The following is a 22,802-nucleotide window of genomic DNA, read 5'->3' as shown; positions in this document are numbered from 1 at the left end:
CCACCCCGCGCCAGGCCCCCCGGGGCCCGCTCAGTCCCGCAGGAGGTCCGGGACCCCCGCCTCGTCCGGCAGGTCCCGCTCCCCCGCCAGCACCGTCAGCGCCTGCGTCGAACGGGTGAGGGCCACGTACAGCACGCGCAGCCCGGCCGGGGACTCGTCGGCGATCTCGGCCGGGGAGACGACGAGGGTGGCGTCGTACTCCAGCCCCTTCGCCTCCAGGGAGCCGAGCGCCACCACCCGGTCGCCCAGGCCGTCGAGCCAGCGGGCGGCCTGGGCGCGCCGCTCCATGGCGACGACCACGCCGACCGTACCCTCGACCGAGGCGAGCAGCCGCTCGGCCTCGGCCCGTACGGTCCCGGCCAGGTCGCCCCCGGCGACGGCGGCGAACCGGGGCTCGACGCCGGTCGAGCGGACCGCCCTCGGGGACTCCTTGCCCGGCATGGCCAGGGCGAGCACCTTGGCGGCGAGCTCGGCGATCTCGGCCGGGTTGCGGTAGTTCACGGTCAGCTCGAAGCGGCGGCGCGGCCGGGAACCCAGCGCCTCGTCCCGGGCGGCGGCGGCCTCGTCCGGGTCGGACCAGGAGGACTGCGCCGGGTCGCCGACGATCGTCCAGGTGGCGTGCCGGCCGCGCCGGCCGACCATCCGCCACTGCATGGGCGTCAGGTCCTGCGCCTCGTCGACGATGACGTGGGCGTACTCGGTGCGCTCGGCGGCGAGCCGCTCGGCCCGCTCCCGCTGGGTCTCCTCGCGCACCGGCATCAGCTCCTCCAGACCGGTCAGCTGGTCCAGCGGGTCGTACTCCCGCTTCCGCTTCGGCCGGGCCGGGGCGCCGAGCAGGGTGTGCAGCTCGTCGAGGAGGGCGACGTCGTGGACGGAGAGGCCGGGGCGGCGCAGCGAGCGGGCGACCCGGCGGACCTCGCCGGGGTTGAGGATCCGGCGGGCCCAGCGGCCGAGCCGCTTCTCGTCGCCCATGGCGTCCAGGACGCGGCGCGGGGCCAGTTCGGGCCACCAGGCGTCGAGGAAGGCGAGGAACGAGTCCTCGGTGGACACGTCCTCGTCGAAGGAGGAGCGCAGCTCGGCGGCGAGCTCCGGGTCGCTGTGCCGGCCCGCGGCGCCCGAGCGGGCGTAGAGGGCGTCGAGGAGGAGGCGGCGGGCGCGGGGCCGCAGCAGGTTGACGGGGGCGGTGCCGGACAGCACGTTCTGCCGGATCCGCCGCAGCTCGTTCTCCTCCAGCTCCAGACGGCGGCCGAAGGCGACGACCCGGAGCAGCTTCGGCGTGTCGGGCTGGTCGAGGGCGCCCCGGGCGGCCTTGCGGAGCACGGCGAGCATGCGGGAGGAACCCTTGATCCGGGAGACGGCGGGCTCGTCGTACGCGTCGGCCACGCCCCCGGCGGCGTCCTCGGCGAGATCGCCGAGCGCCCGGATGGCGACCTGCCCCTCCTCGCCGAGGGACGGCAGCACGCCCTCGGTGTACGAGACGAGCAGCGGGGTCGGCGAGACGATCAGGATGCCGCCGGCGTACCGCCTGCGGTCCTGGTAGAGCAGGTAGGCGGCCCGGTGCAGCGCCACGGCGGTCTTGCCCGTGCCCGGCCCGCCCTCGACGTAGGTGACGGAGGCGGCGGGGGCCCGGATGACGAGGTCCTGCTCGGCCTGGATGGACGAGACGATGTCGCGCATCGAGTGGCTGCGGGCCTGCCCGAGGGCGGCCATCAGCGCGCCGTCGCCGATGACGGGCAGCTCGGCGCCGGCCAGGGTGGCCTTCAGCTCGGGGCGCATCAGGTCGTCCTCGACGCCGAGGACCCGCCGCCCCTTGGAGCGGATGACCCGGCGGCGCACGACCCGGCCGGGCTCGACGGGCGTGGACCGGTAGAAGGGCGCGGCGGCCGGCGCGCGCCAGTCGATGACGAGCGGGGAGTAGTCGGCGTCCAGGACGCCGATGCGGCCGATGTGCAGGGTCTCGCCGATGTCGGCGGTGTTGTCGGCCCGGACGGCGTCGTCGGCGGGCTCCACGGAGGTGTGGGCGCCGTCGGGACCCCTGACCCCGTCCTTGCCCTCCAGGAGGTCGATCCGCCCGAACAGGAAGTCCTCGAACTCGTTGTTGAGCCGGTTGAGGTGGACGCCGGCGCGGAAGACCTGGGCGTCGCGCTCGGCGAGGGCGCCGGGCGTGCCGACGTGCCCCTTCTGCGCGGCGTCGTTCATCAGGAACTCCGCTTCGTGGATCTTCTCCTCCAGGCGGCGGTAGACCTGGTCCAGATGTTCCTGCTCGACGCCGATCTCACGGTCTCTGACCGTGTCGACGGCTTCCTGCGCGGCCACTAAGGCCCCCTTCTGACGTGCACTGGGCAGCCGTCAAAGGTACGCCACCGGTGGCTGCCGTGTCAGGCGAGGGGCGGCGCCTGGTCGTGCAGGATCCGCTGGAAGAGGTGGTGATCGCGCCATTCCCCCGCGATGTGCAGGTAGCGAGGGGCCGTACCGATCCGTTCGAACCCGCATTTGGCGAGCACCCGCTGCGAGGTGTGGTTGTCGAGCAGGGTGCACGCCTCGATCCGGTGCAGCCCCAGCGTGTCGCGGGAGGCGCGGATCACCTCCTCGGTGAGGGCGGTGGCGAGGCCCCGTCCGCCGTACCCGGGGTCCACCCAGTAGCCGAGGCTTGCGCTGCGGAAGGGTCCGAGCACGATCCCGGAGAGGATCGCGGCCCCGACGATCCGCTCGCCGTCGACGGCGAACCAGCGCCGGCCGCCGTCGGCCAGCCGCTCCGCCTGCGCCTCGGCGGTGTAGTACCGCTCGGCCCGGTCCGGCTCCCAGGGGCGCATGTGCGCCCGGTTCCGCGCCAGCGCCTCCGCGAGCGCCCCCGCGTCCGTGTCGCGTGCCTCCCGGATCTCCACCCCGTCGTTCATGGTCCGTACGGTACCCGCCGGTTCACGGGGTCCGGGGGTCGTCGGCGAGGGGGTCCAGGGAGAGGCGGTAGCCGCGCTTGACGACCGTCTGGATGAGCTTGGGGGCGCCGAGCGACGCGCGCAGGCGGGCCATCGCCGTCTCCACCGCGTGCTCGTCCCGCCCGGAGCCCGGCAGGGCCCGCAGCAGGTCCGCCCGCGACACCACCCATCCCGGCTTCCGGGCCAGCAGGCCGAGGAGGGCCATGCCGGCCGGCGGCACGGGCCGGAGCTCGCCGTCGACGAGCACCGCGTGCCCCCGGATCTCGACCCGGTGCCCGGCGACGGGCAGCGCCAGGGACCGGGCGGGCAGTTCGGTGCACAGCAGCTGCACGAGCGGCCCGAGCCGGAACCGTTCGGGCTGGTGGGTCGGGATGCCCTCGGCCTGGAGCGGCAGCGCCGTCACGGGCCCCACGCACACGGCGAGCACCTCGTGCCGCAGCGCCTCGACGACCCGGTCCCGCACCCCCCGCTCGTCCGCCCGGGCGAACAGCGAGGCGGCCGCCGGCGCGCTGGTGAAGGCGACGGCGTCGACGGAGCCGGACAGCACCGCGTCGACGAGCCGGTCGAGCGGTCCGAGGTCCTCCGGCGGCATCCAGCGGTAGACGGGCACGCCCAGCACGGTCGCCCCGGCCTCGGTGAGCGCCTCGACGAAGCCGGGGAGCGGTTCGCCGTGGAGCTGGAGGGCGATCCGCCGGCCGTCGACGCCTTCGGCGAGGAGCCGGTCGAGGACCTCGGCCATCGATTCGGACGAGGGCGACCAGGACTCGGTGAGCCCGGCGGCCCTGACCGCCCCCTTGACCTTGGGGCCGCGGGCGAGGAGTTCGACCCCGCGGAGCGCGTCGAGGAGCTCGGGGCCGTACCCCCAGCCCTCGGCCGCCTCGACCCAGCCGCGGAAGCCGATCGCGGTGGTGGCGACGACGACGTCCGGCGTGCTGCCGATGATCTCCTTGGTGGCGGCGAGGAGTTCGGTGTCGTCGGCGAGGGGGACGATCCGCAGCGCGGGGCCGTGCACGACGGCCGCGCCGCGCCGGCGCAGCAGGGCGATGAGTTCGTCCGCGCGCCGGGCCGCGGTGACGCCGACGGTGAAGCCGGCCAGGGGTCCGTGTTCGTGCTGGTCCATGGTCATCGAGAGTGGCGCGGACGCGTGACAGTCGGGGTTCACGCGTATTTCCTGGCCGTTACGGTACGCGCCGGGCACGCCCGCTCACACCTTCGCGTATCCGGGCCGGGTCTCCGGCTCCTCGGCGGACTCGGCGGTGTCGGGGACGACGGGCGGCCGGCGAAGGTATACCGCCCAGGTGACGGCCATGCAGGCGGCGTAGAAGGCGAGGAAGGCGACGAAGGCCCAGGTGCCGGTGCCGGTGGTCTGGAAGGACTGCCGGAAGGCGAGGTTGATGCCGAGGCCGCCGAGGCCGCCGACGGCCCCGATGACGCCCATGGAGGCGCCGGAGAGCCGCCGCCCGTACGCTTCGGCCGCCTCGCCGCTCAGCCCCTTGCGGTGGCCCTGGGCGAGGAAGATCGCCGGGATCATCTTGAACGTGGAGCCGTTGCCGAGGCCGCTGAGGACGAAGAGGGCGATGAAGCCGACGAGGAAGACGGTGAGGGACTCGATCACCGAGGCGTAGACGACGATCCCGGTGGCGGCGGACATGGCGAGGAAGGTGGCGAGGGTGATGCGGGCGCCGCCGTGCCGGTCGGCGAGGGAGCCGCCGAAGGGCCGGATGAGGGAGCCGAGCAGCGGGCCGATGAAGGTGAGCGAGGCGGCCTGGAGCGGGGTGCGGCCGAACTGGGTCTGGAGGACCAGGCCGAAGGCGAAGCTGTAGCCGATGAAGGAGCCGAAGCTGCCGGTGTACAGGAAGGCCATGATCCAGGTGTGGCGGGCCCGTACGGCCTCGCGGACGGCCCCGGTGTCGTTCTTCACGGGCGTGAGGTTGTCCATGAAGAGCGCGGAGCAGACGGCGGCGACGACGATCAGCGGCAGGTAGACGCCGAGGACGATCCTGGGGTGCAGCGCGCCGGCGGTGCCGATGACGAGGAGGCCGACGAGCTGGACGACGGGGACGCCGATGTTGCCGCCGCCGGCGTTGAGGCCGAGGGCCCAGCCCTTCTTCCGGAGCGGGAAGAAGGCGTTGATGTTGGCCATGGAGGAGGCGAAGTTGCCGCCGCCGACGCCGGTGAGGGCGGCCACGAGGACGAAGGTGCCGTAGGAGGTGCCGGGTTCCATGACGGCGTAGGCGAAGCCGGTCGGCAGGAGGAGCAGGAGGGCGCTGAAGACCGTCCAGTTGCGGCCGCCGAAGCGGGCGACGACGAAGGTGTACGGGATGCGGATCAGCGCGCCGACGAAGGTCGCGGTGGCGATGAGGAAGAACTTCCCCGCGGGGTCGATGCCGTACTCGGGGCCCATGAAGAGGACCATCACGGACCACAGGCTCCAGACGGAGAAGCCGATGTGCTCGGAGAGCACGGAGAAGGCGAGGTTCCGCCGGGCGATCCGCTCGCCCTTCTCCCGCCAGAAGGTCTCGTCCTCCGGCTCCCAGACGTCGATCCAGCGCCCGCCCATCTCGCACCTCCACGGTGTCGGACCCGGTCCCGGATCCTTGTGCCACCGACGTTAGGAAGCACGCGTTTCAGGGTCGTGCCGCGAGGTGACGCCGGAGGAACCTTGCTCTCACCCGGAGGGGGCCGGCCCTGTGAGCGGCACCCCCGGCTCGTCGTCGGGCAGCCAGGAGCCGGGCGGGCGGCGCAGCCAGCCCTCGCGCCCGCCGATCTCGGCGGCGGCCGTGCGGAGGGCGTCGAGGCCGGGGTGGCGCAGGCCCCTGCGCCACACCAGGCTGACGGGCGAGAGGGGGACGGGGTCGACGAGGGGCCGCAGGACGCAGCCGGGCATGGGCGGGAAGCCGACGACGGCGAGGACCGGGTGCCGGTGCTTGGCCATGATCCGCTGGAACTCCTCCTTGCCGACGGCGAGCGGCGCGGGCGGCGAGAGGTGGATGTCCCGGCCGGCGAAGAGCCGGACGGCGAGGTCGGTCCACTCGGGGGTGCGGTCGTTGCCCGCGCCGGCGTAGAGGCGTTCGCCGGCGAGCCGGCCGAGCGGCACCTCGGGGAGTCCGGCGAGCGGATGGTCCTCGGGCAGGATCACCGCCATCGGCTCGTACCGCACGAAGCACGCGTCGAGCCGGGTCCGCAGCGCGGGCGCGAGCCCGCCGTACCGTCCGAAGGAGACGTCGAGCCGCCCGGCGAGGATCTCCCCGGCGGCTCCGGTGAGCCCGGACTCGAAGCGGGCCATCAGCTCCTGCTCGGGGGCGAGTTCGCGGGCGCGGCGCAGGATGCGGTCGTGGACGAGACCGGGCGTGTTCAGGTCGACGAGGAGGGGGCGCCGCTCGGCGCGGAAGGCGTCGCGGAGCGCGTCGTGGGCGTCGAGGACCCGGCGGGCGTACGGCAGGAGCCGCTCGCCGTCCGGGGTGAGGGCGACCTGCCGGGTGGTCCGCACGAAGAGCGGGGTGCCGAGCTCGCGCTCCAGCCGCCGGACGTCCCGGCTGAGCGCCTGCTGGGCGACGAAGAGCCGGCCGGCGGCGCGGGTGAAGTGCAGCTCCTCGGCGACGGCGGTGAAGGCGCGCAGCAGCCGGGGCTCGATGTCGTACGGAGTGGGCACCCGCCGCATTCAACAACACGGGTGCGTGAATGGCGACCGCACAGGTGTTGGACGCCTCCGCCGCCCCGCCCCGAGCCTGGTCCCATGCCCCCTCCGGACCCCGCCCCGTCCCCGCACCGCACCCCGGACGCCACCGCGACCCTCGCCCCGGCCCCGGCCTCGTCCCCCCTTCCCCCTCCCCCTCCGTCGTCGAAGGCGCCCGTCCCCGGCCCCCGCAACCCCTACCTGCGGCTCTTCGCCGTCCCCGGCACCCGCGCGTTCACCGCCGGGAACCTGATCGCGCGGCTGCCCGCGGGGATGTTCGGGGTCAGCGAGGTGATCATGATCTCGGCGGCGTACGACTCGTACGCGCTGGCGGGTTCGGTCACGGCGACCGGGCTGGTGGCGAGCGCGGTGACGGCGCCGTGGGTGGCCCGGCTGGTCGACCGGCACGGGCAGGCCCGGATCGCCGTCCCGGCCGCGGCCGTGGCCGCCCTGGGCCACCTGGCGCTGCTGCTCTGCGTGCGCGGGCACGCGCCCGCGTGGGCGCTGTTCTGCGCGATCGCCCTGGCCGCCGCCACCCCGAACACGGGCGGCATGTCCCGGGCCCGGTGGGCGCACCTGCTGCGCGGCGACCCGGCCGCCCTGCACACGGCGAACGCCTTCGAGCAGGCCGTCGACGAGCTGTGCTTCATGCTCGGCCCGGTGCTGGCGGCGGTGCTCTGCTCGGCGCTCTTCCCGGAGGCGGGGGCGCTGGCGGCCACCCTCCTCTTCCTGACGGGCGTCCTGCTCTTCGCGGCCCAGCGGTCGACCGAGCCGCCGGTCGCCCCGCGCACCGCCGCGGGCTCGCCGCTGCGCGCGCCCGGCATGGTGCCGCTGCTGGTGGTCTTCCTGGCCACGGGCGCGATCTTCGGCTCGATGGAGGTGACCACCCTGGCGTTCGTGGACGGCCCCCTGGCGGGCCCCGTCCTGGCCCTCCAGGCGGCGGGCTCCTGCGCGGCCGGCCTCCTCTACGGCCGGGCCCGCCGCACGGCCGGCCTGCGGACCTGCCTGGCGGCGATGACGCTGCTGATGGCGGCCCCGCTGCTGGTGTCCGGGACGGGTTCGCTCCTCGCCCTGGCCGCCGGGCTCCTGGTGGCGGGCATGGCGACGGCCCCCACGATGGTCACGGGCATGGCGCTGGTCCAGCGGCTGACCCCGCCCTCCCAGCTGAACGAGGGCATGACCCTGGCCGTGACCGCCCTGCTGGGCGGCATCGCCACCGGCTCCGCCGCCGCCGGCTGGACCGCCGACCACGCCCCGGTCCCCGCCCTCGGCTTCGTCCTCCCGGTGGCGGCGGCCGCCCTGGCGCTGGGCCTGTGCGCGGCGGCCGGCGTCGGCCGCCGGACATGACGAAGGCCCGGCGGCCGCTCGCGCGGTCACCGGGCCTTCACCCACATGGGATGAGGTGTCCGGGAGGTGTGTGACCTCCCGGGCGCTCGGTGGAGATGGCGGGAATCGAACCCGCGTCCAACGGTGCGGAACCAGGGCTTCTCCGTGTGCAGTCTGGTACGAGTTTCTCAGCCCTCCGGATCACCCAGACAAGTCCGGAACGGGCTCAGTCACTGTTTGATTTCCCTCTTCACCCCGTGACCGGGATCAAGGTTTAGTCCCCTTCATGATGCCAGGATCCGGGTCGGGAACAGCCCCGGGCTGACACTTCGCAAGTCGCTACTTAGGCAGCGAGGGCGAAGGAATCGCGCTTGGTGTTGGCGATTATTGGTTTCGGCGCGTGGTTTACGAGATCATTGCCGCTTCCTCGACACGCTTCCCCTGCTTCGACATCCGCTGTCGAAACCGATCATCCCCATGTTGTTTTTTCAAAAGGTGCGCCCTCGGTGGGGTGCGTGGCCCATGGTACGTGACCGGCGGGCCCGGTTGCCAGCGCATTAACGCTCCTGGGCGCGCTGGCGCCGCTTCGCCGCCGAGATCGCGCGGGCGGTCTCGCGGGTGTCCTGCTTCTCCCGCAGGGTCTGCCGCTTGTCGAACTCCTTCTTGCCCTTGGCGAGCGCGATCTCGCACTTCACCCGGCCGCCCAGGAAGTACAGCGCCAGGGGCACGATCGTGTGACCGGTCTCCGACGCCTTCTGCTCCAGCTTGTCGATCTCCGCCCGGTGGAGCAGCAGCTTCCGCTTCCGCTTCGCCGAGTGGTTGGTCCAGCTGCCCTGCATGTACTCGGGGACGTGGATGTTGTACAGCCACGCCTCGTGCCCCTCGATCTGGACGAAGCCGTCCACGAGCGAGGCCCGCCCCATCCGGAGCGACTTCACCTCCGTGCCCATGAGCGCCACGCCCGCCTCGAACGTGTCGAGGATGAGGTAGTCGTGGCGCGCCTTCTTGTTCTGCGCGATGAGCTTGCGCTCCGGCCCCTTGTCCTGGGCCTTCTTGGCAGGCTTTCCCTGCACGTTGACGAGTCCCTTAGCCATAGTGCGGTCATTTTCGCACTACGAGCCCCCTCCGAGGCCACTCAATACCGTGCGGGCCCGCTCCTCCGCCCCCTCCGCGGCCGGCAGGTCGGGGGCGATGCCCCGCCCGTCGACCTCGTGCCCGGCCGGAGTGCGGTAGTGGCCCACGGTCAGCGCGGCGACCGAACCGTCCGGGAGGGTGCTCGGCATCTGCACCGACCCCTTGCCGAAGGTCTTGGCGCCGACGGTGACCGCCCGGCCCCGGTCCTGGAGCGCGCCGGTGAGCAGTTCGGCCGCGCTCATGGTGCCGGCGTCGATCAGCGCGACCAGGGGCCGGCCGGTGTCGCCGCCCCGCTCCGCGTACAGCGCCCGCTGCTCGCCCTCGACGTCGTACGTGGCGACGAGGCCGCCGTCGAGGAAGGCGGAGGCGGCGGAGGCCGCCTCGTCGACCAGGCCGCCGGAGTTCCCCCGCAGGTCGAGCAGGACCCCCGCGCCGGCCGGGGCGGTGCGGACCGCCTCCCGGACCCGGGCGCCCACGCCCCGGGTGAAGGCGGCGATCCTGATGACGACGGTCCGCTCGTCGGGGCGGCTCACGGTGACGGGGTCGGTCGCCAGCCGTTCCCGCCGCACGGTCTGGGTCCAGGTCATGCCGGAGCGCCGGACGCGCAGGGCCACGGTGGAGCCGGCCACGCCGTCGCCGCGCAGCAGGGAGACGACCTCGGAGACGGACCGGCCCTCGGTGGGGCGCCCGCAGACCGCGAGCAGCCGGTCCCCGGCGCGCACCCCGGCCCGCTCGGCGGGACCGCCGGCCCGCACCCGGCTGACCTCGACGCCGCCCCGGGACGCACCGGTCACGGAGAGGCCGACGCCGGTGTAGGCGCCGTCGAGGGACTGCTCGAACTCGGCGTACTCCCGGCGGTCGTAGACCGCGCCCCAGCGGTCGCCGCTGCGGCTCACGAACTCCTCGGCGGCCTGCTTGCCCGACTTGCCGTCGGCAACGGCCTCGGCGGCGGCGCGGTGGAGGGCCGCCCGGTCGGAGACGGCACGGTCGACGGCGCCGTTACGGGGCTCCCGCCCGGCACCGTCCTGGCGGGGCAGCGCGCCGGTCGCGGCGCCGGTGGCGAGGACCCCCGCAAAAACCAGCGTGAGAACGGCCCCGCGGACGACGCCGCGGGGCCGGAGACAGAGGGGCGCGGGGCCGGCCGGCATGGCGCCCACTCTAGGACAAGGCGGCGGCGCCCCCGAGGCTTTGGCCTCAGGACGCCATCCGCCGTCAGAGGTCTCTTCTCACACCTTCAGGTACTTGCGCAGCGCGATGAACGCGGCCACGGACGGCATCAGCAGGCCGATGACGATCACCAGCGGCAGCTGGGCGAGGACCACGTCCCAGCCGATGAAGTTCACCAGCGGCATCTGCTCGGCGAGGTTGAGGCCGTGGTCGACGAGGAAGTACCGGCCGGCCACCAGCAGCACACAGGCGAAGGCGCCGCCGATGAGGCCGGAGAAGGCGGCCTCCATGATGAACGGCATCTGGATGTAGAAGCTGGAGGCGCCGACCAGCCGCATGATGCCGGTCTCGCGGCGGCGGCTGAACGCCGAGACGCGGACCGTGTTGATGATCAGCATCAGCGCGATGACCAGCATCAGCAGCATCAGCGCGACGGCCGCGTAGTTCACGCTGCGCATCATGTTGAACAGCGTCTCCAGGATGGAGCGCTGGTCCTGGACGGACTCGACGCCGTCCCGGCCGGCGAAGGCGGTGGCGACCACCTTGTACTTCTCCGGGTCCTTCAGCTTCACCCGGAGCGACTCCTGCATCTGGTCCGGGGTGATGACGGAGGCGATGGCGGTGTCGCCGTACTGCTCCTTGTAGTGCGCGAAGGCCTCCTCGGCCTTCTCGTGGATGACGTTCTCCACGATGTCCATCTTCTTCAGATCGGCCTGGATCTGCTCGCGCTGCTGCTTGGTGACGGCACCCTTGGCGCACTTGGGCGAGGTGGAGGCGTCCGTCTTGTTGCAGAGGAAGATGGAGACGTTGACCTTGTCGTACCAGTAGTCCTTCATCGTCTTGACCTGCTCCTGCATGAGCAGGGCACCGCCGAAGAGGGCCAGCGACAGGGCCACGGAGACGATGACGGCGAAGGTCATCGTCAGGTTGCGCCGGAGACCGACGCCGATCTCGGAGAGCACGAACTGAGCGCGCATGGTGTTCTGGTTCCCCCGCCGTCAGTGCTGGTAGCCGTAGACGCCGCGCGCCTGGTCGCGGACGAGGCGGCCCTTCTCCAGCTCGATGACGCGCTTGCGCATCTGGTCGACGATGTTCTGGTCGTGGGTCGCCATGACGACGGTGGTCCCTGTCCTGTTGATGCGGTCGAGCAGCTTCATGATGCCGACGGAGGTCTGCGGGTCGAGGTTGCCGGTGGGCTCGTCGGCGATCAGCAGCATCGGGCGGTTGACGAACGCGCGGGCGATCGCGACGCGCTGCTGCTCACCACCGGACAGCTCGCCCGGCATGCGGTCCTCCTTGCCGCCGAGACCGACCAGGTCGAGCACCTGGGGCACGGCCTTGCGGATCTCGCCGCGCGGCTTGCCGATGACCTCCTGGGCGAAGGCCACGTTCTGCGCGACCGTCTTGTTCGGCAGCAGGCGGAAGTCCTGGAAGACGGTGCCGAGCTGGCGCCGCATGTGCGGCACCTTCCAGTTGGACACCCGGGCGAGGTCCTTGCCGAGGACGTGCACCTGCCCTTGGCTGGCGCGCTCCTCCCGCAGGATCAGCCGGAGGAAAGTCGACTTTCCGGAGCCGGAGGAACCGACGAGGAAGACGAACTCCCCCTTCTCGATCTCCAGGGATACATCCCGGAGCGCGGGGCGGTTCTGCTTCGGATAGGACTTGGAGACGTTGTCGAATCGGATCACGAATGCACCACGGTCGGCCGGGAGTAGGTGTGCGTGACCTTACGCGAACCGGGAAGCCCCGCGCAGTCGCGGTCCTGGCTTGCGTGCTTTATCCTTTTTCGCCCTCGGGGGCGGTGCGGGGCGTTCGCCGCCGGGGCGCGCCGGAACCCCACGGAGCTGGCACAGTGGTAGGGGGAACGTCCGGACGGTGCCGGCCGTTGTCCCGGTGTGAGCCCCGTGCGGGAGGAGGAGAGCGTATGACCTACGACCGACTGGTGTGCGCCAGCTGCGCGGCCCCGGTCGCCGAGGGCCGCTGTCCCGTCTGCCGGGCCAGCCGCCAGCGCCTGGAGCCGCAGGGACCGTCCCCCGCGATGGTACTGACGCTGGTGATCGCCCTGGTGGCGACGCTGGCACTGCTGGCGGCGGTCCGCACGGTCTGATCCGCACACGAGCCGGACACGCGGCACGACGAAGGGCCGGGGAGGGAAGCCTCCCCGGCCCTTCTGCGTCCTACCGGGCGCCTACCGCGCTCAGGCGGCGGCGCCGCGGCCGCCGGCCATGAGGCGCGGCAGGAAGCGGAAGCCGATGCCACCGGCGATCATGGTGGCGGCACCGATGATCAGGAACGAGGTCTCGGCCGCACCGGTCTCGGCGAGCTCCTCCTTGGCCTCGCCCTGCTGCACCGGCTGGGAGCCGGCCTGCTGGGTGTCGGTGTTGTTGTTCGAGCCGGTCGAGCCGTTGGTGCCGGTCGAGCCGGTCTCCACGCACTCGACGCCGTCGAGGTCGACGGTGCAGTTGCCGGCACCGCCGTCGGTGGAGGAACCACCGTCGGCCGAGCCACCGGTCGTGCTGGTCGAACCGGAGTCGTTGCCACCGTTGCCGGTGCCGTTCGAACCGTTGCCGGTGCCGTTGCCACCGTTGCCGGTGCCGTTGGAGCCGTTGCCGGTGTCACCACCCGTGTCACCGCCAGTGTCGCCACCCGTGTCACCGCCAGTGTCACCGCCAGTGTCGCCACCCGTGTCACCGCCAGTGTCACCACCGGTGTCACCACCCGTGTCACCACCGGTGTCACCACCCGTGTCACCGCCAGTGTCACCACCGGTGTCACCACCAGTGTCACCACCCGTGTCACCACCAGTGTCACCACCCGTGTCACCACCGGTGTCACCACCCGTGTCACCACCCGTGTCACCACCGGTGTCGCCACCCGTGTCACCACCCGTGTCGCCACCCGTGTCACCGCCAGTGTCACCACCCGTGTCACCGCCAGTGTCGCCACCCGTGTCGCCACCCGTGTCACCACCGGTGTCACCGCCAGTGTCACCACCCGTGTCACCGCCGGTGTCGCCACCCGTGTCACCGCCGGTGTCGCCACCCGTGTCACCGCCGGTGTCGCCACCCGTGTCACCACCGGTGTCACCGCCAGTGTCACCACCCGTGTCACCGCCGCCCGGGTTGCAGCCCAGCGGGTTAATCTCACAAGGGTCTTCGTCGCCCTCGTTCTGGATGGTCACGTTCACCAGGGCGTCGTCGTTCCCGCCGACGGCCTGCGCGGCGCCGGCCGCGGTCAGGGACGCACCGGCGATGATCACGGCACCGGCCGCGACTCGCGCCAGGCGGACTCGCGTCTTGTTGGTCATCTGGTTGCTACCCCCAGTAGCTTCATCTCGTCATGGGGCAGCGCCAGGGGCCCCGGGCACGGGAAGCGTCATGGTTACTGGACCTGCCCCCGTTCACACGCGCCCCAGATATGCGCATGCCATCCAGCCACCCTTCCGAGTTTCCGATGCAGCGTCAAGGCCGTTGCGCGTGCGATGCCCGAAAGATCACCTGTTGGACGACATGTGACGATGCAACTGTGACGTAAACCCGGAACTACGGGCCCCGCCAGGGCAGTTCCCTTGTCGACAAAGCACCCCGGCGGCCCGCCGACCGCTTGCACCGGCGAACGCGCCGGGCCCCGCACCGAGGGGTGCGGGGCCCGGAAAGAACGCTGGGGGCGGTTACTTCGCCTGCTCCTGCTGCTTGCGCCAGCGGATGCCGGCCTCCAGGAAGCCGTCGATCTCGCCGTCCAGGACGGACTGCGGGTTGCCGACCTCGAACTCCGTCCGGAGGTCCTTGACCATCTGGTACGGGTGGAGGACGTAGGAGCGCATCTGGTTGCCCCAGGAGCTGCCGCTGTCCTTGAGGGCGTCCATCTTGGCCCGCTCCTCCTGGCGCTGGCGCTCCAGGAGCTTGGCCTGGAGGACGTTCATGGCGCTCGCCTTGTTCTGGATCTGCGAGCGCTCGTTCTGGCAGGAGACCACGATGCCGGTCGGGAGGTGCGTGATGCGCACGGCCGAGTCGGTGGTGTTGACGCCCTGGCCGCCGGGGCCGGAGGCGCGGTAGACGTCGACGCGGAGGTCGGACTCCTCGATCTCGACGTGGTCGGAGGACTCGACCACGGGGAGGATCTCGACGCCCGCGAAGGAGGTCTGGCGGCGGCCCTGGTTGTCGAAGGGCGAGATGCGCACCAGGCGGTGGGTGCCCTGCTCGACGGAGAGGGTGCCGTAGGCGTACGGGGCCTTGACGACGAAGGTGGTCGACTTGATGCCGGCCTCCTCCGCGTACGAGGTCTCGTAGATCTCCGTGGAGTAGCCGTGGCGCTCGGCCCAGCGCAGGTACATGCGCTGGAGGCGCTCGGCGAAGTCGGAGGCGTCGACGCCGCCGGCCTCGGCGCGGATGTTGACCAGCGCCTCGCGCTCGTCGTACTCGCCGGAGAGGAGGGTGCGGACCTCCATCTCGTCGAGCGCCTTGCGGACGGAGACCAGCTCCGCCTCGGCCTCGGCGAGGGTGTCCGCGTCGTCCATCTCCTCGGCGAGGTCGAAGAGCACCCCGAGGTCGTCGATGCGACCGCGCAGCGCCTCGGCCTTGCGGACCTCGGCCTGGAGGTGGGAAAGCTTGCTGGTGATCTTCTGCGCCGCCTCCGGGTCGTCCCAGAGGGACGGGGCCGCGGCCTGCTCTTCGAGCACGGCGATGTCTGCCCTCAGCTTGTCGAGGTCCAGGACGGCCTCGATCGACCCCATGGTCGAGGAGAGGGACTTCAGCTCTTCGGATACATCGACGACTGCCACGCGTCCAGCGTAACGGCTCCGGGCCGGGAGCCGAACCTACGGCCGCCCGGCCCGTGGACGACCGGGCCCCCGGGCGGCTCCGCCCCGGGGGCGGCCGGGCCCTACGGCTGCGCGGGCGCCGAGGACGGGCGGGAGTCCTGGGGCGCGGTCCCGCCGTCCCCGGCGACCGCCAGATAGCCGCCGACGCCGAGCGCGCCCGCCGCCACCGCGGCGGCGACGCCGAGGACGATCCGGCGCTTGCGGACCGCCCCGGCCTTGTTCCGGGCCGAGCCGGGCCGCCGGGCGCCGGCCGGGCGCGGGGCGCGGGCGGTGCCGTGCGGGCCGCCGGACAGCTCGTCCGGGCCGGGCACCCGCATGGAGGTGTGGGTGTCGCGGTGGGAGTCCGCGGAGGCGCCGGGCACCAGCGGCACGGCGGCCCGGCGCCGGGCGGTGTCGCCGGCCGCGCCCTCCGGGGCGGCGTGGGCGGGGTCCTCGTACGGCTCCGGGGGCGCGGGTTCGGCGCCCGGCTCGTCCACGTCCAGCGGCGGGATGCCCTTGAGCAGCGGCAGGACGTCCGCGAGGCGGGCGGCCAGCTCGGAGGCGCGCAGCCGGGAGGCGGGGGCCTTGGCGAGGCACTGGACGAGCAGCTGCCACAGCTCCTCGGGGATGCCGGGGAGCGGGACGACCGTCTCGGTGACGTGCCGGCGCAGGACGGCGCCGGGGTGGCCGCCGCCGAAGGGCGTGAAGCCGGCCAGCAGCTCGTACAGGACGGTGGCGAGGGCGTAGATGTCGACGGCGGCGCGGGGCGGCAGGCCCTCGACGATCTCGGGGGCGAGGTAGTCGGGGGTGCCGATGATCCGGGTGGCCTTGGTGCGGCCCGGGGTGTCGATGAGTTTGGCGACGCCGAAGTCGGTGAGGAGGGCGGGGTGGGCGCCGCCGGGGCCGAGCGGGCCCTCCATGTCGAGGAGGATGTTCTCGGGCTTCACGTCCCGGTGCACGACGCCGGCCGCGTGGGCGGCGGCCAGGCCCTCGGCGACGTCGCGGATGATCGCGACGGCGGCCTCGGGGGCGAGCCGGCGCTCGCGGTCGAGGCGGGTGCGCAGGTCGGTGCCGCGGACCAGGTCCATCACGAGGGCGAGGTCGTTGCCGTCGACGACGAGGTCGCGGACCTTGACCACGCGCGGGTGGTCGAGCCCGAGCAGGGCCGTCCGCTCCCGGACGAAGCGGCCGACGAGTTCCTGGTCGGAGGCCAGGTCCTCGCGCAGCAGTTTGACGGCGACGGGCCCTTCGGGTCCCTCGCCGAGCCACACCGTTCCGGCGCTGCCCCGCCCGAGGATCTGGTGGGCGGTGTAGCGGCTGCCGATGTTCCGTGCCAAGACTGCTCCCTCAGCGGCTGCGGTTCGCGTCAAAGTTACGCGTACCCGGCCGCCGGACGTCACTTCCGGAGGGAAATCACCCCTCGGAAGTCGATAAATCGGCGGTACGACCACCGGAACGCGGTCGTACCGCCTTCGGCGCCGCCCCGGGGGCGGCCGCGGCTACTGGCCGGTACCGCCGGATCCGGTGGCCTCGCCGATGCTGGAGATCCAGTCGGTGACGGTGGAGATGCCGTCGCCGATGGCCTCCCAGTAGCCCTTGCCCTGGGCGATCCAGTCCTGGAGCGGGGTGAGCTCCCAGACGAGCCAGCCGGCCACCACGAAGAGGACGACCATGACCAGGCAGCCCTTGAGGCAGCCGAGGCCGGGGATCCGCACCGGGTTGGCGCTGCGCCGGCGCGGCTCGCGCGGGGCGGGCGGCTGGGGCTGCGGCTGCTGGGGCGGCGCGTACTGCTGCGGCGGGGGCTGCGGGGGCGCGTACTGCTGCGGGGGCGGCTGCGGCTGCTGGTACTGCGGCGCGGGCCGCTGGGGCGCCGGGCGCTGCTGCTGGTACGGCGGCGGCTGCTGCGGCTGCTGGTAGGGCGGCTGCTGCTGGGGCTGCTGCCGGTACTGCTGAGGCGGAGGGCCCTGCTGGTACGGCGGGGCCTGCGGCGGCTGCTGCGGCTGCTGCTGCTGCGGGCGGCGCGCGGGGCGGCGGCGCAGCGGGTCCTCGTCGGGGTCCAGGTACTGCACCTGGGTCTGCTCGTTGCGGTCCCGGGCCGCGCGCAGCTGGGTCTGCCAGGGGTGCGGGTCCTCCGCCGGCGGGTTCGGCGGCATGGCGGGCATGACGGCGGTCGGGTCCGCCGCGCCGGCGGGGCCGCCCGCCGGCAGCACGGTGGTGGGGTCGCCGGCGCCGGCCGGCCCGCCGGTGGGCAGGACGCTGGTGGCGGCGGCCGGGTCGAAGGCCGCGGCGGCACCGGCCCCGGCGGGCAGCACCTGCGTGGGGTCCGCGGCGCCGGGCGTCCCGGGCACCTGCGCCGGGTCGGGGTCGGGGGCGAGGAGGGCGCCGACGCCCTCGGCGGCCTCGATCTGGGCGGGCGAGGAGTGGACGCCGATGCCGGCGGCGACCGTGCGCAGGCCGCGCGCCAGGTTGACGGCGCTGGGGCGCAGGTCCGGGTTCTTGCTGAGGCAGCGCTCGATGACCGTCCACAGCGGCGCGGGCACCGTGGAGGGGCGGCGGGGCTCCTCGCTGAGGTGCATGTGGAGGACTTCGAGGGCGGAGCCGCCGGCGAACGGCGGACGGCCGGTCACCAGCTCGTACAGGAGGATGCCGGCGCCGTAGATGTCGACGGCGGAGGTCTGCGGGCGGCCCTCGGCGGACTCCGGCGCCACGTACGCGGGCGTGCCGACGAACTCGTGGGTGCGGGTGAGGCCCGGGGAGTCGGCGAGGCGGGCGATGCCGAAGTCGGTCAGCATCGGGTGCATGGCGCCGTCCCGCTCGGCCAGCAGCACGTTGGCCGGCTTGAGGTCGCGGTGGACGACGCCGTCGGCGTGGCTGGCGGCGAGCGCGTCGGCGATCTGCGCGGTGAGCAGGGCGGCGGCGACCGGGGTCAGCGGGCCGCTCTCGCGGAGGTAGCGGTGCAGGTCGGGGCCCTCGACGAGGTCCATGACCAGGGCCAGCACGTCACCCTCGACGACCAGGTCGCGGGTCCGCACGATGTTCGGGTGCGTGAGCCGGAGGAGCACGGACCGCTCGCGCAGGAAGCGCATCACGATGTCCGCGTCGTTAGCCAGCTCCTCCTTGAGGACCTTGATCGCGACGGTCTCGCCGGGCTGGCCGGCCACGGCCGCCTCGGCGCCCGCCGCCTCTCGCTGGCGGGCTCGCCAGACGGTGCCCGTGGCGCCGCGGCCGAGCGGCTCCTCGAGCAGGTACTTGCTGCCGATTGGCCGCACGTCACGCGCTCCCTGCTGATCGTGGTCCTGGGTGGCCGGTGCCGCTCGGCGTGCCGAGCCGGGCCCCGGAGGTCCTCTTGTTCTCTGTTGTGACCCGTCCGGGTGTCCGACCCACTCTAGTGCCGCCGAACGGGTCACAGCCCGGTCGTCCACAGGCGGATTCCCGCTGACGCGTTCGAACCGCCGGACCGCCGGGGAGCCGTTCGCCGCCGCCGGTGAGCACGGCCGGAACCCCACCGGGATCCCGTCCCAACTTGTCCGGAAGAAGACGCTCCTCCGGCCGGGATGGTTGCCGCACCGGCCCCGCGCCCCGGGTCGACCTGGCGTTTTCGCGTCACGCCCGGCGGCCGCGGACAACAGTTCAAGATCAATTCCGGGTGACCCGGCGGCGGGTTGTCGGCGGCAGGTGCGAGGATGCCTCCAGCACGTCGCATCGGTGGGGTCGGGAGCCCCCGCGCCGTGCCGACCTGTACCGGGCGACGCGTCCGTGCCGGGTGGGGGGTGACACGGGGCGGTCCCCTGCCGGGCATGTCGCGCAGAAGGGACCGCTGACGGCGATGCAGATCCGGCTGACCGTCCTCGCGCCGCACGCCGGCCACGGCGCCGGGCGCGCCCGCGACGTGCTCGTCACGGCCCCCGCGGGCACGGCGCTGTCCGCCGTGGCCTCGAACCTGGCCGCCGCCGTCACCGGCCCCGACACCCCCGGCACCGGCACGCCCGTGCTGTACGCGGGCGCGGAGCGGCTGGACGGCCGCCGTTGCGTCCTGGGCGAGCCGCCGCTGGTGGACGGGGCGGTGCTCGCGCTCCAGGTGCCCGACCCGGACGACCGGACCGGCCTCGCCGCCACCGCGTCCTCCGCCGCCCGGCTGCACGTGGTCGCCGGCCCGGACGCGGGCGGGGTGCACCTGCTGCACGGCGGGGCGATCAGGATCGGCCGCTCCGTCGAGGCGGACGTGCCGCTGGACGACCCCGACGTCTCCCGCGCCCACTGCACGGTGACCGTCGCCCAGGACGGCCGGGTCACCGTCGCCGACCTCGGCTCGACCAACGGCACGACGCTCGACGGCGCCCCCGTCGGCGACCGTCCCGTCCGGCTGCGCCCCGGCGCCCTCCTCCGCCTCGGCGAGTCCACCCTCCGCCTCACCGTCCCCGAGGACGCCCCGGCGGACGGCGACGCCCTGCCCACGGCCCCCGACGGCGAGGGCCACCTCCGGATCCCCCCGCCGCCGTCGGCCGCCTCCCCGGACGGGGCCGGCGGCCCGCCGACCCCGCGCGACGGCTCCACGGGCGCGTGGCCCGGGCCCGAGGGGCACCGGGTCCACGAGACGGCCCAGGGCGCGCCCCCGTGGGCCGGGCAGGGCCCCGAGACGCACGGCGGCGCGCAGGGCGCCCCCCTGGCCGGGGCCCGGCCGGACGCCGGGCACGCGCGGGCCCCCGAGCCCGACGGCGGCGAGGCGCACGGCCACGTCCGTACGGGCTCCGACGGCGCCGACCCGGCCACCCGCAGGACCGGCCGGCGCGGGCTCGGCGCCTGGGCCCGGCGGCTCGCGGGCGGCCGCGAGGCGGAGCCGGCGCCCGGTGCCCGGCCGGCCCCGGCGGCCTCCGAGACGCCCTGGTCCGAGACGCCCGGCGAGACCGCCGCACCCGACACCTGGCCCGATCCGGCGGCCGTCCTGCTCACCGCGCTCGGCCCCGGCCCCCGGCTGTGGGAGCGGGCCCCGCACCACCCCGAGGCCCTGGTCGTCCGGCTCGGCACCGCCGACCGCGCCGAGCTGTCCGGGGTGCCCGTCACCGTCGGGCTGCGCGAGGCCGGCTCCCTGGGCCTGGCCGGACCGGCGGACCGGCTGGCCGGCCTGGCCCGCTCCGTGGTGGCCCAGCTGGCCGCCCTGCACTCCCCCGCCGACCTGGAGATCGTCCTCGTCAGCGCCGACCGCAACCGCTCCCTGGAGGAGCGGCGGCGCGCCTGGGGCTGGCTCGGCTGGCTCCCGCACGTGCGGCCCGCGCACGGCCAGGACTGCCGGCTGCTCCTCGCGTACGACCGCGAGCAGGCCCGGGCCCGTACGGCCGAGCTGACCCGCCGGCTGGACGACGGCCCGCTGGGGCCCGGCTGGGCCAGCGCGGACCGCGCGGCGGTCGCGGAGGCCGCCGCGCGGTACGCGGGCCCGGTGACGCTCGTCGTGGTGGACGGCGACCCCGGCACGGCGGCGCTGCGCGAGACGGTGGCACGGCTCGCCGGGGCCGGCGCGGCGGCCGGCATCCACCTGGTCTGTCTGGCCGAGGCGCCCTCGGCCTCCCCGGCCTCGCCGGTCGCCGCCACCTACGAGGCGGCGTGCGCGGCCTCCCTCGCCTTCCGCGAGTGCGGGGCCGCCGCCCTGCTGAGCGGTGACGTGGCGACGGCGCTGCGGCTGCTGCGGACGTCCGGCGGGCGGGCCGCCGGCCACGGCACGGTCGGCGTCGTGGACGCGGTCTCCGTCGCCTGGGCGGAGCGCTTCGGGCGGGCGCTGGCCCCGCTGCGCACGGACGCGGCGTCGGCCGCGCCCGGCCGGGCGGCCGCGCTGCCCCCGTCGGCCCGGCTCCTGGACGAGCTGGGCCTCGCCCGGGCCACGCCCGCGTCCCTGATGGCCCGCTGGGCGTCCGCCGGGGAGGGCACGGCCGTCCTCGGCGCGGGCCCGCGCGGCCCGCTCTCCGTCGACCTCACGGCGGAGGGCCCGCACCTGCTGATCGAGGGCCCGGCGGGCAGCGGCCGCACGGAGCTGCTGCGCGCCGTCGCCGCCTCCCTCGCGGCCGGCGGCCGCCCGGACCGGCTCGGGCTGCTCCTGGTGGACGGCGCGGGCGGCGAGCGCGGCGAGGGCCTCGCGGCCTGTACGGAGCTGCCGCACGTCACCGAGCACCTGGTGGCGTCGGACCCGGTGCGGATGCGGGAGTTCGCGCAGGCGCTGGGCGCGGAGCTGAAGCGCCGCGCGGAGCTGCTGGGGGACGCGGACTTCGGCGAGCGCCGGAGCGCCCGCGCGGTGATCGGCCAGCGGACCGCGAGCGCCGCCGAGTCGGTGCCGCAGGGCGTCCGGGCGGGCCTCCGGCTGCCCGACGCGGCGGAGCTGGGCGACCGCCCGAGCGGCCGGACCCTGCGCACGGGCACGGGGGCGGTCGGGGACAGCCCGCCCGGGGCCCGTACCCCGTACCAGGGGGCGGAGAGCCCGTCCGACCGCCTCTCGGACGAGCTCCCCTCCACCCCCGGCGACCGGCTGGCCGGCCGCGCCCGCGTGGGCGACCTGCCGGCCACCTTCGGTGGCCGCCTGGGCGGCCGCGCGGCCGGCGCCGACCTCCCCGCCCGCCCCAGCGGGCGCACCCTGCGCACCGACGACCCGGCGCCCGGCGCCCGCTCGGCCTACCCCGGCACGGAGGACGTCACCGGCACGTCGAGCAGCCGCACCCCCCACCCCAGCACCGCCGACCTCCCCCGGTCCACCAGCGCCCGCACCCCCTACCCCGGCTCCGGCGACCTCCCCCGTACGGGCGGCGCCCGGAACCCGTACCCCTCCCCCGGCGACCTCCCCGGCACCCCGAGCGGCCGGACCCCCCACCCCGGCTCCGGCGACCTCCCCCGACAGAGCGGCGCCAGGACCCCGTACCCCGCCGCCGGGGACGTCCCCGGCACCGCGAGCGGCCGGACGCCGGGGGCGGACGACGGGCACGCGCCGGCCGGCGACCGGAGCGGCGCGCGCGTGCCCCGGCCGGGGAGCGAGGAGGACCACCTTCCGCGTCCGGCCGCGGCCCGGGTGCCGCTGCCGCGGCTCGTCGTGCTCGTGGACGACTTCGACGCCCTCGTCGCCCCCGCCCTCGGCGCCCCGGGACGCCCCGCCGCCGGATCCGTCGTCCGGGCCCTGGAGGCGGTCGCGCGGCACGGGGAGCGGCTCGGGGTGCACCTGATCGCGACCTCCGCCCGCCCGGACCGGACCGCCGACACGGATCTGGCGCACGGCGCCCGGCTCCGCGTGGTCCTGGACGCGCCGCCGGGCACGCCCGGGCCGGACGTCCCGGCGCCCGGCCGGGGCCGTCTCGGGCACCCCGACGGCCGCGTGACGCCCTTCCAGGCGGGGCGGGTCACCGGCAGGATCCCCCGGACGGCGACCCAGCGGCCGACCGTGGTCCCCCTGGAGTGGGAGCGGATGGGCGACCCGCCCGCCCGCCGCCCGGTCCGCGAACTGGGCAACGGCCCGACGGACCTGGCCCTGCTGGCCAGCGCCCTGGACCGCGCGGCCCGCTCGGTGGAGGCCGCCCCGGTCCCGCCGCTCACCCACGCCTGACCTCCGGAGAGCCGCGGCCTCCGGGGGCGGCCCCCCGCCCCCGGCCCCGCAGGAGGACCCCGGCAGCCGCCCCGCCCTCCTCGTAGCCGCCCCGCCCTCCTCCGGCCGGGCCGCGGGCTTCCCCCGTGCTTCGCGCCGGAGGCCCGCCCCGGGCGGCGCGCGAGGATTTCACCAGGACGGACGCCACCCCAC

16 protein-coding genes and 1 other RNA gene are annotated in these 22,802 nt (G+C 74.8%); 3 read left to right on the top strand and 14 right to left on the bottom strand.

Features of this window, described 5'->3' with window-relative positions; genetic code table 11:
• Positions 1–30: 30 nt before the first annotated feature.
• The 5 genes from ACF1ED_RS23820 to ACF1ED_RS23800 form a co-directional block, all read right to left on the bottom strand.
• Positions 31–2,316: a HelD family protein gene (locus tag ACF1ED_RS23820; protein WP_391763596.1), complete on the bottom strand. Its 2,286-nt coding sequence runs from the start codon at positions 2,314–2,316 to the stop codon at positions 31–33.
• Positions 2,317–2,378: 62 nt separating this feature from the next.
• Positions 2,379–2,897, bottom strand: coding sequence for a GNAT family N-acetyltransferase (locus ACF1ED_RS23815; RefSeq protein ID WP_391763594.1), 519 nt, complete (start codon positions 2,895–2,897; stop codon positions 2,379–2,381).
• A 22-nt stretch (positions 2,898–2,919) separates the two neighbouring features.
• Positions 2,920–4,056 carry a uroporphyrinogen-III synthase gene (locus ACF1ED_RS23810; protein WP_391763592.1) on the bottom strand — a complete coding sequence of 379 codons (1,137 nt, stop codon included), beginning with the start codon at positions 4,054–4,056 and terminating at the stop codon, positions 2,920–2,922.
• A gap of 84 nt (positions 4,057–4,140) precedes the next feature.
• Positions 4,141–5,496: a nitrate/nitrite transporter gene (locus ACF1ED_RS23805; protein WP_391763590.1), complete on the bottom strand. Its 1,356-nt coding sequence runs from the start codon at positions 5,494–5,496 to the stop codon at positions 4,141–4,143.
• Positions 5,497–5,604: 108 nt separating this feature from the next.
• Positions 5,605–6,588: a LysR family transcriptional regulator gene (locus tag ACF1ED_RS23800; RefSeq protein WP_391763588.1), complete on the bottom strand. Its 984-nt coding sequence runs from the start codon at positions 6,586–6,588 to the stop codon at positions 5,605–5,607.
• Positions 6,589–6,672: 84 nt separating this feature from the next.
• On the opposite strand from ACF1ED_RS23800, the gene ACF1ED_RS23795 reads away from it, so the two are divergent.
• Positions 6,673–7,959, top strand: coding sequence for an MFS transporter (locus ACF1ED_RS23795; RefSeq protein ID WP_391763586.1), 1,287 nt, complete (start codon positions 6,673–6,675; stop codon positions 7,957–7,959).
• Between the two features lie 87 nt (positions 7,960–8,046).
• Here ACF1ED_RS23795 and ssrA read toward each other — a convergent pair.
• From ssrA to ftsE, 5 genes are all read right to left on the bottom strand, one after another.
• Positions 8,047–8,415, bottom strand: a transfer-messenger RNA (tmRNA) gene (gene ssrA, locus ACF1ED_RS23790).
• 80 nt (positions 8,416–8,495) lie between these two features.
• Positions 8,496–9,032, bottom strand: coding sequence for an SsrA-binding protein SmpB (smpB, locus tag ACF1ED_RS23785; protein ID WP_391763584.1), 537 nt, complete (start codon positions 9,030–9,032; stop codon positions 8,496–8,498).
• An 18-nt stretch (positions 9,033–9,050) separates the two neighbouring features.
• Positions 9,051–10,220: a S41 family peptidase gene (locus ACF1ED_RS23780; RefSeq protein ID WP_391763582.1), complete on the bottom strand. Its 1,170-nt coding sequence runs from the start codon at positions 10,218–10,220 to the stop codon at positions 9,051–9,053.
• A 78-nt stretch (positions 10,221–10,298) separates the two neighbouring features.
• Entirely contained in the window at positions 10,299–11,216 is a 918-nt protein-coding gene (ftsX, locus tag ACF1ED_RS23775; protein WP_391763580.1) for a permease-like cell division protein FtsX, read from the bottom strand.
• A gap of 21 nt (positions 11,217–11,237) precedes the next feature.
• A complete protein-coding gene (ftsE, locus tag ACF1ED_RS23770; RefSeq protein ID WP_351855218.1) occupies positions 11,238–11,927 on the bottom strand; it encodes a cell division ATP-binding protein FtsE in 690 nt (229 codons plus the stop codon).
• Between the two features lie 236 nt (positions 11,928–12,163).
• On the opposite strand from ftsE, the gene ACF1ED_RS23765 reads away from it, so the two are divergent.
• Entirely contained in the window at positions 12,164–12,346 is a 183-nt protein-coding gene (locus tag ACF1ED_RS23765) for a hypothetical protein (RefSeq protein ID WP_391763578.1), read from the top strand.
• Positions 12,347–12,436: 90 nt separating this feature from the next.
• Here the strand turns inward: ACF1ED_RS23765 and ACF1ED_RS23760 are convergent, their stop codons facing one another.
• From ACF1ED_RS23760 to ACF1ED_RS23745, 4 genes are all read right to left on the bottom strand, one after another.
• Positions 12,437–13,546 carry an LPXTG cell wall anchor domain-containing protein gene (locus ACF1ED_RS23760; protein ID WP_391763576.1) on the bottom strand — a complete coding sequence of 370 codons (1,110 nt, stop codon included), beginning with the start codon at positions 13,544–13,546 and terminating at the stop codon, positions 12,437–12,439.
• A 363-nt stretch (positions 13,547–13,909) separates the two neighbouring features.
• Positions 13,910–15,019, bottom strand: a complete 1,110-nt coding sequence (prfB, locus tag ACF1ED_RS23755) for a peptide chain release factor 2 (RefSeq protein WP_391763574.1) — start codon at positions 15,017–15,019, stop codon at positions 13,910–13,912.
• Positions 15,020–15,120: 101 nt separating this feature from the next.
• Entirely contained in the window at positions 15,121–16,374 is a 1,254-nt protein-coding gene (locus ACF1ED_RS23750; RefSeq protein WP_391763572.1) for a serine/threonine-protein kinase, read from the bottom strand.
• A 162-nt stretch (positions 16,375–16,536) separates the two neighbouring features.
• Entirely contained in the window at positions 16,537–18,306 is a 1,770-nt protein-coding gene (locus ACF1ED_RS23745; RefSeq protein WP_391763570.1) for a serine/threonine-protein kinase, read from the bottom strand.
• Between the two features lie 557 nt (positions 18,307–18,863).
• On the opposite strand from ACF1ED_RS23745, the gene ACF1ED_RS23740 reads away from it, so the two are divergent.
• Positions 18,864–22,610 carry an FHA domain-containing protein gene (locus ACF1ED_RS23740; RefSeq protein WP_391763568.1) on the top strand — a complete coding sequence of 1,249 codons (3,747 nt, stop codon included), beginning with the start codon at positions 18,864–18,866 and terminating at the stop codon, positions 22,608–22,610.
• The last annotated feature ends 192 nt before the right edge of the window (positions 22,611–22,802 follow it).

This window comes from Streptomyces sp. NPDC014656 (assembly GCF_043084305.1).
Classification (GTDB): Bacteria; Actinomycetota; Actinomycetes; order Streptomycetales; family Streptomycetaceae; genus Streptomyces.
The sequence above is the reverse complement of the archived record's forward strand: the minus strand, read 5'-3'. Positions and strand labels throughout refer to the sequence as shown.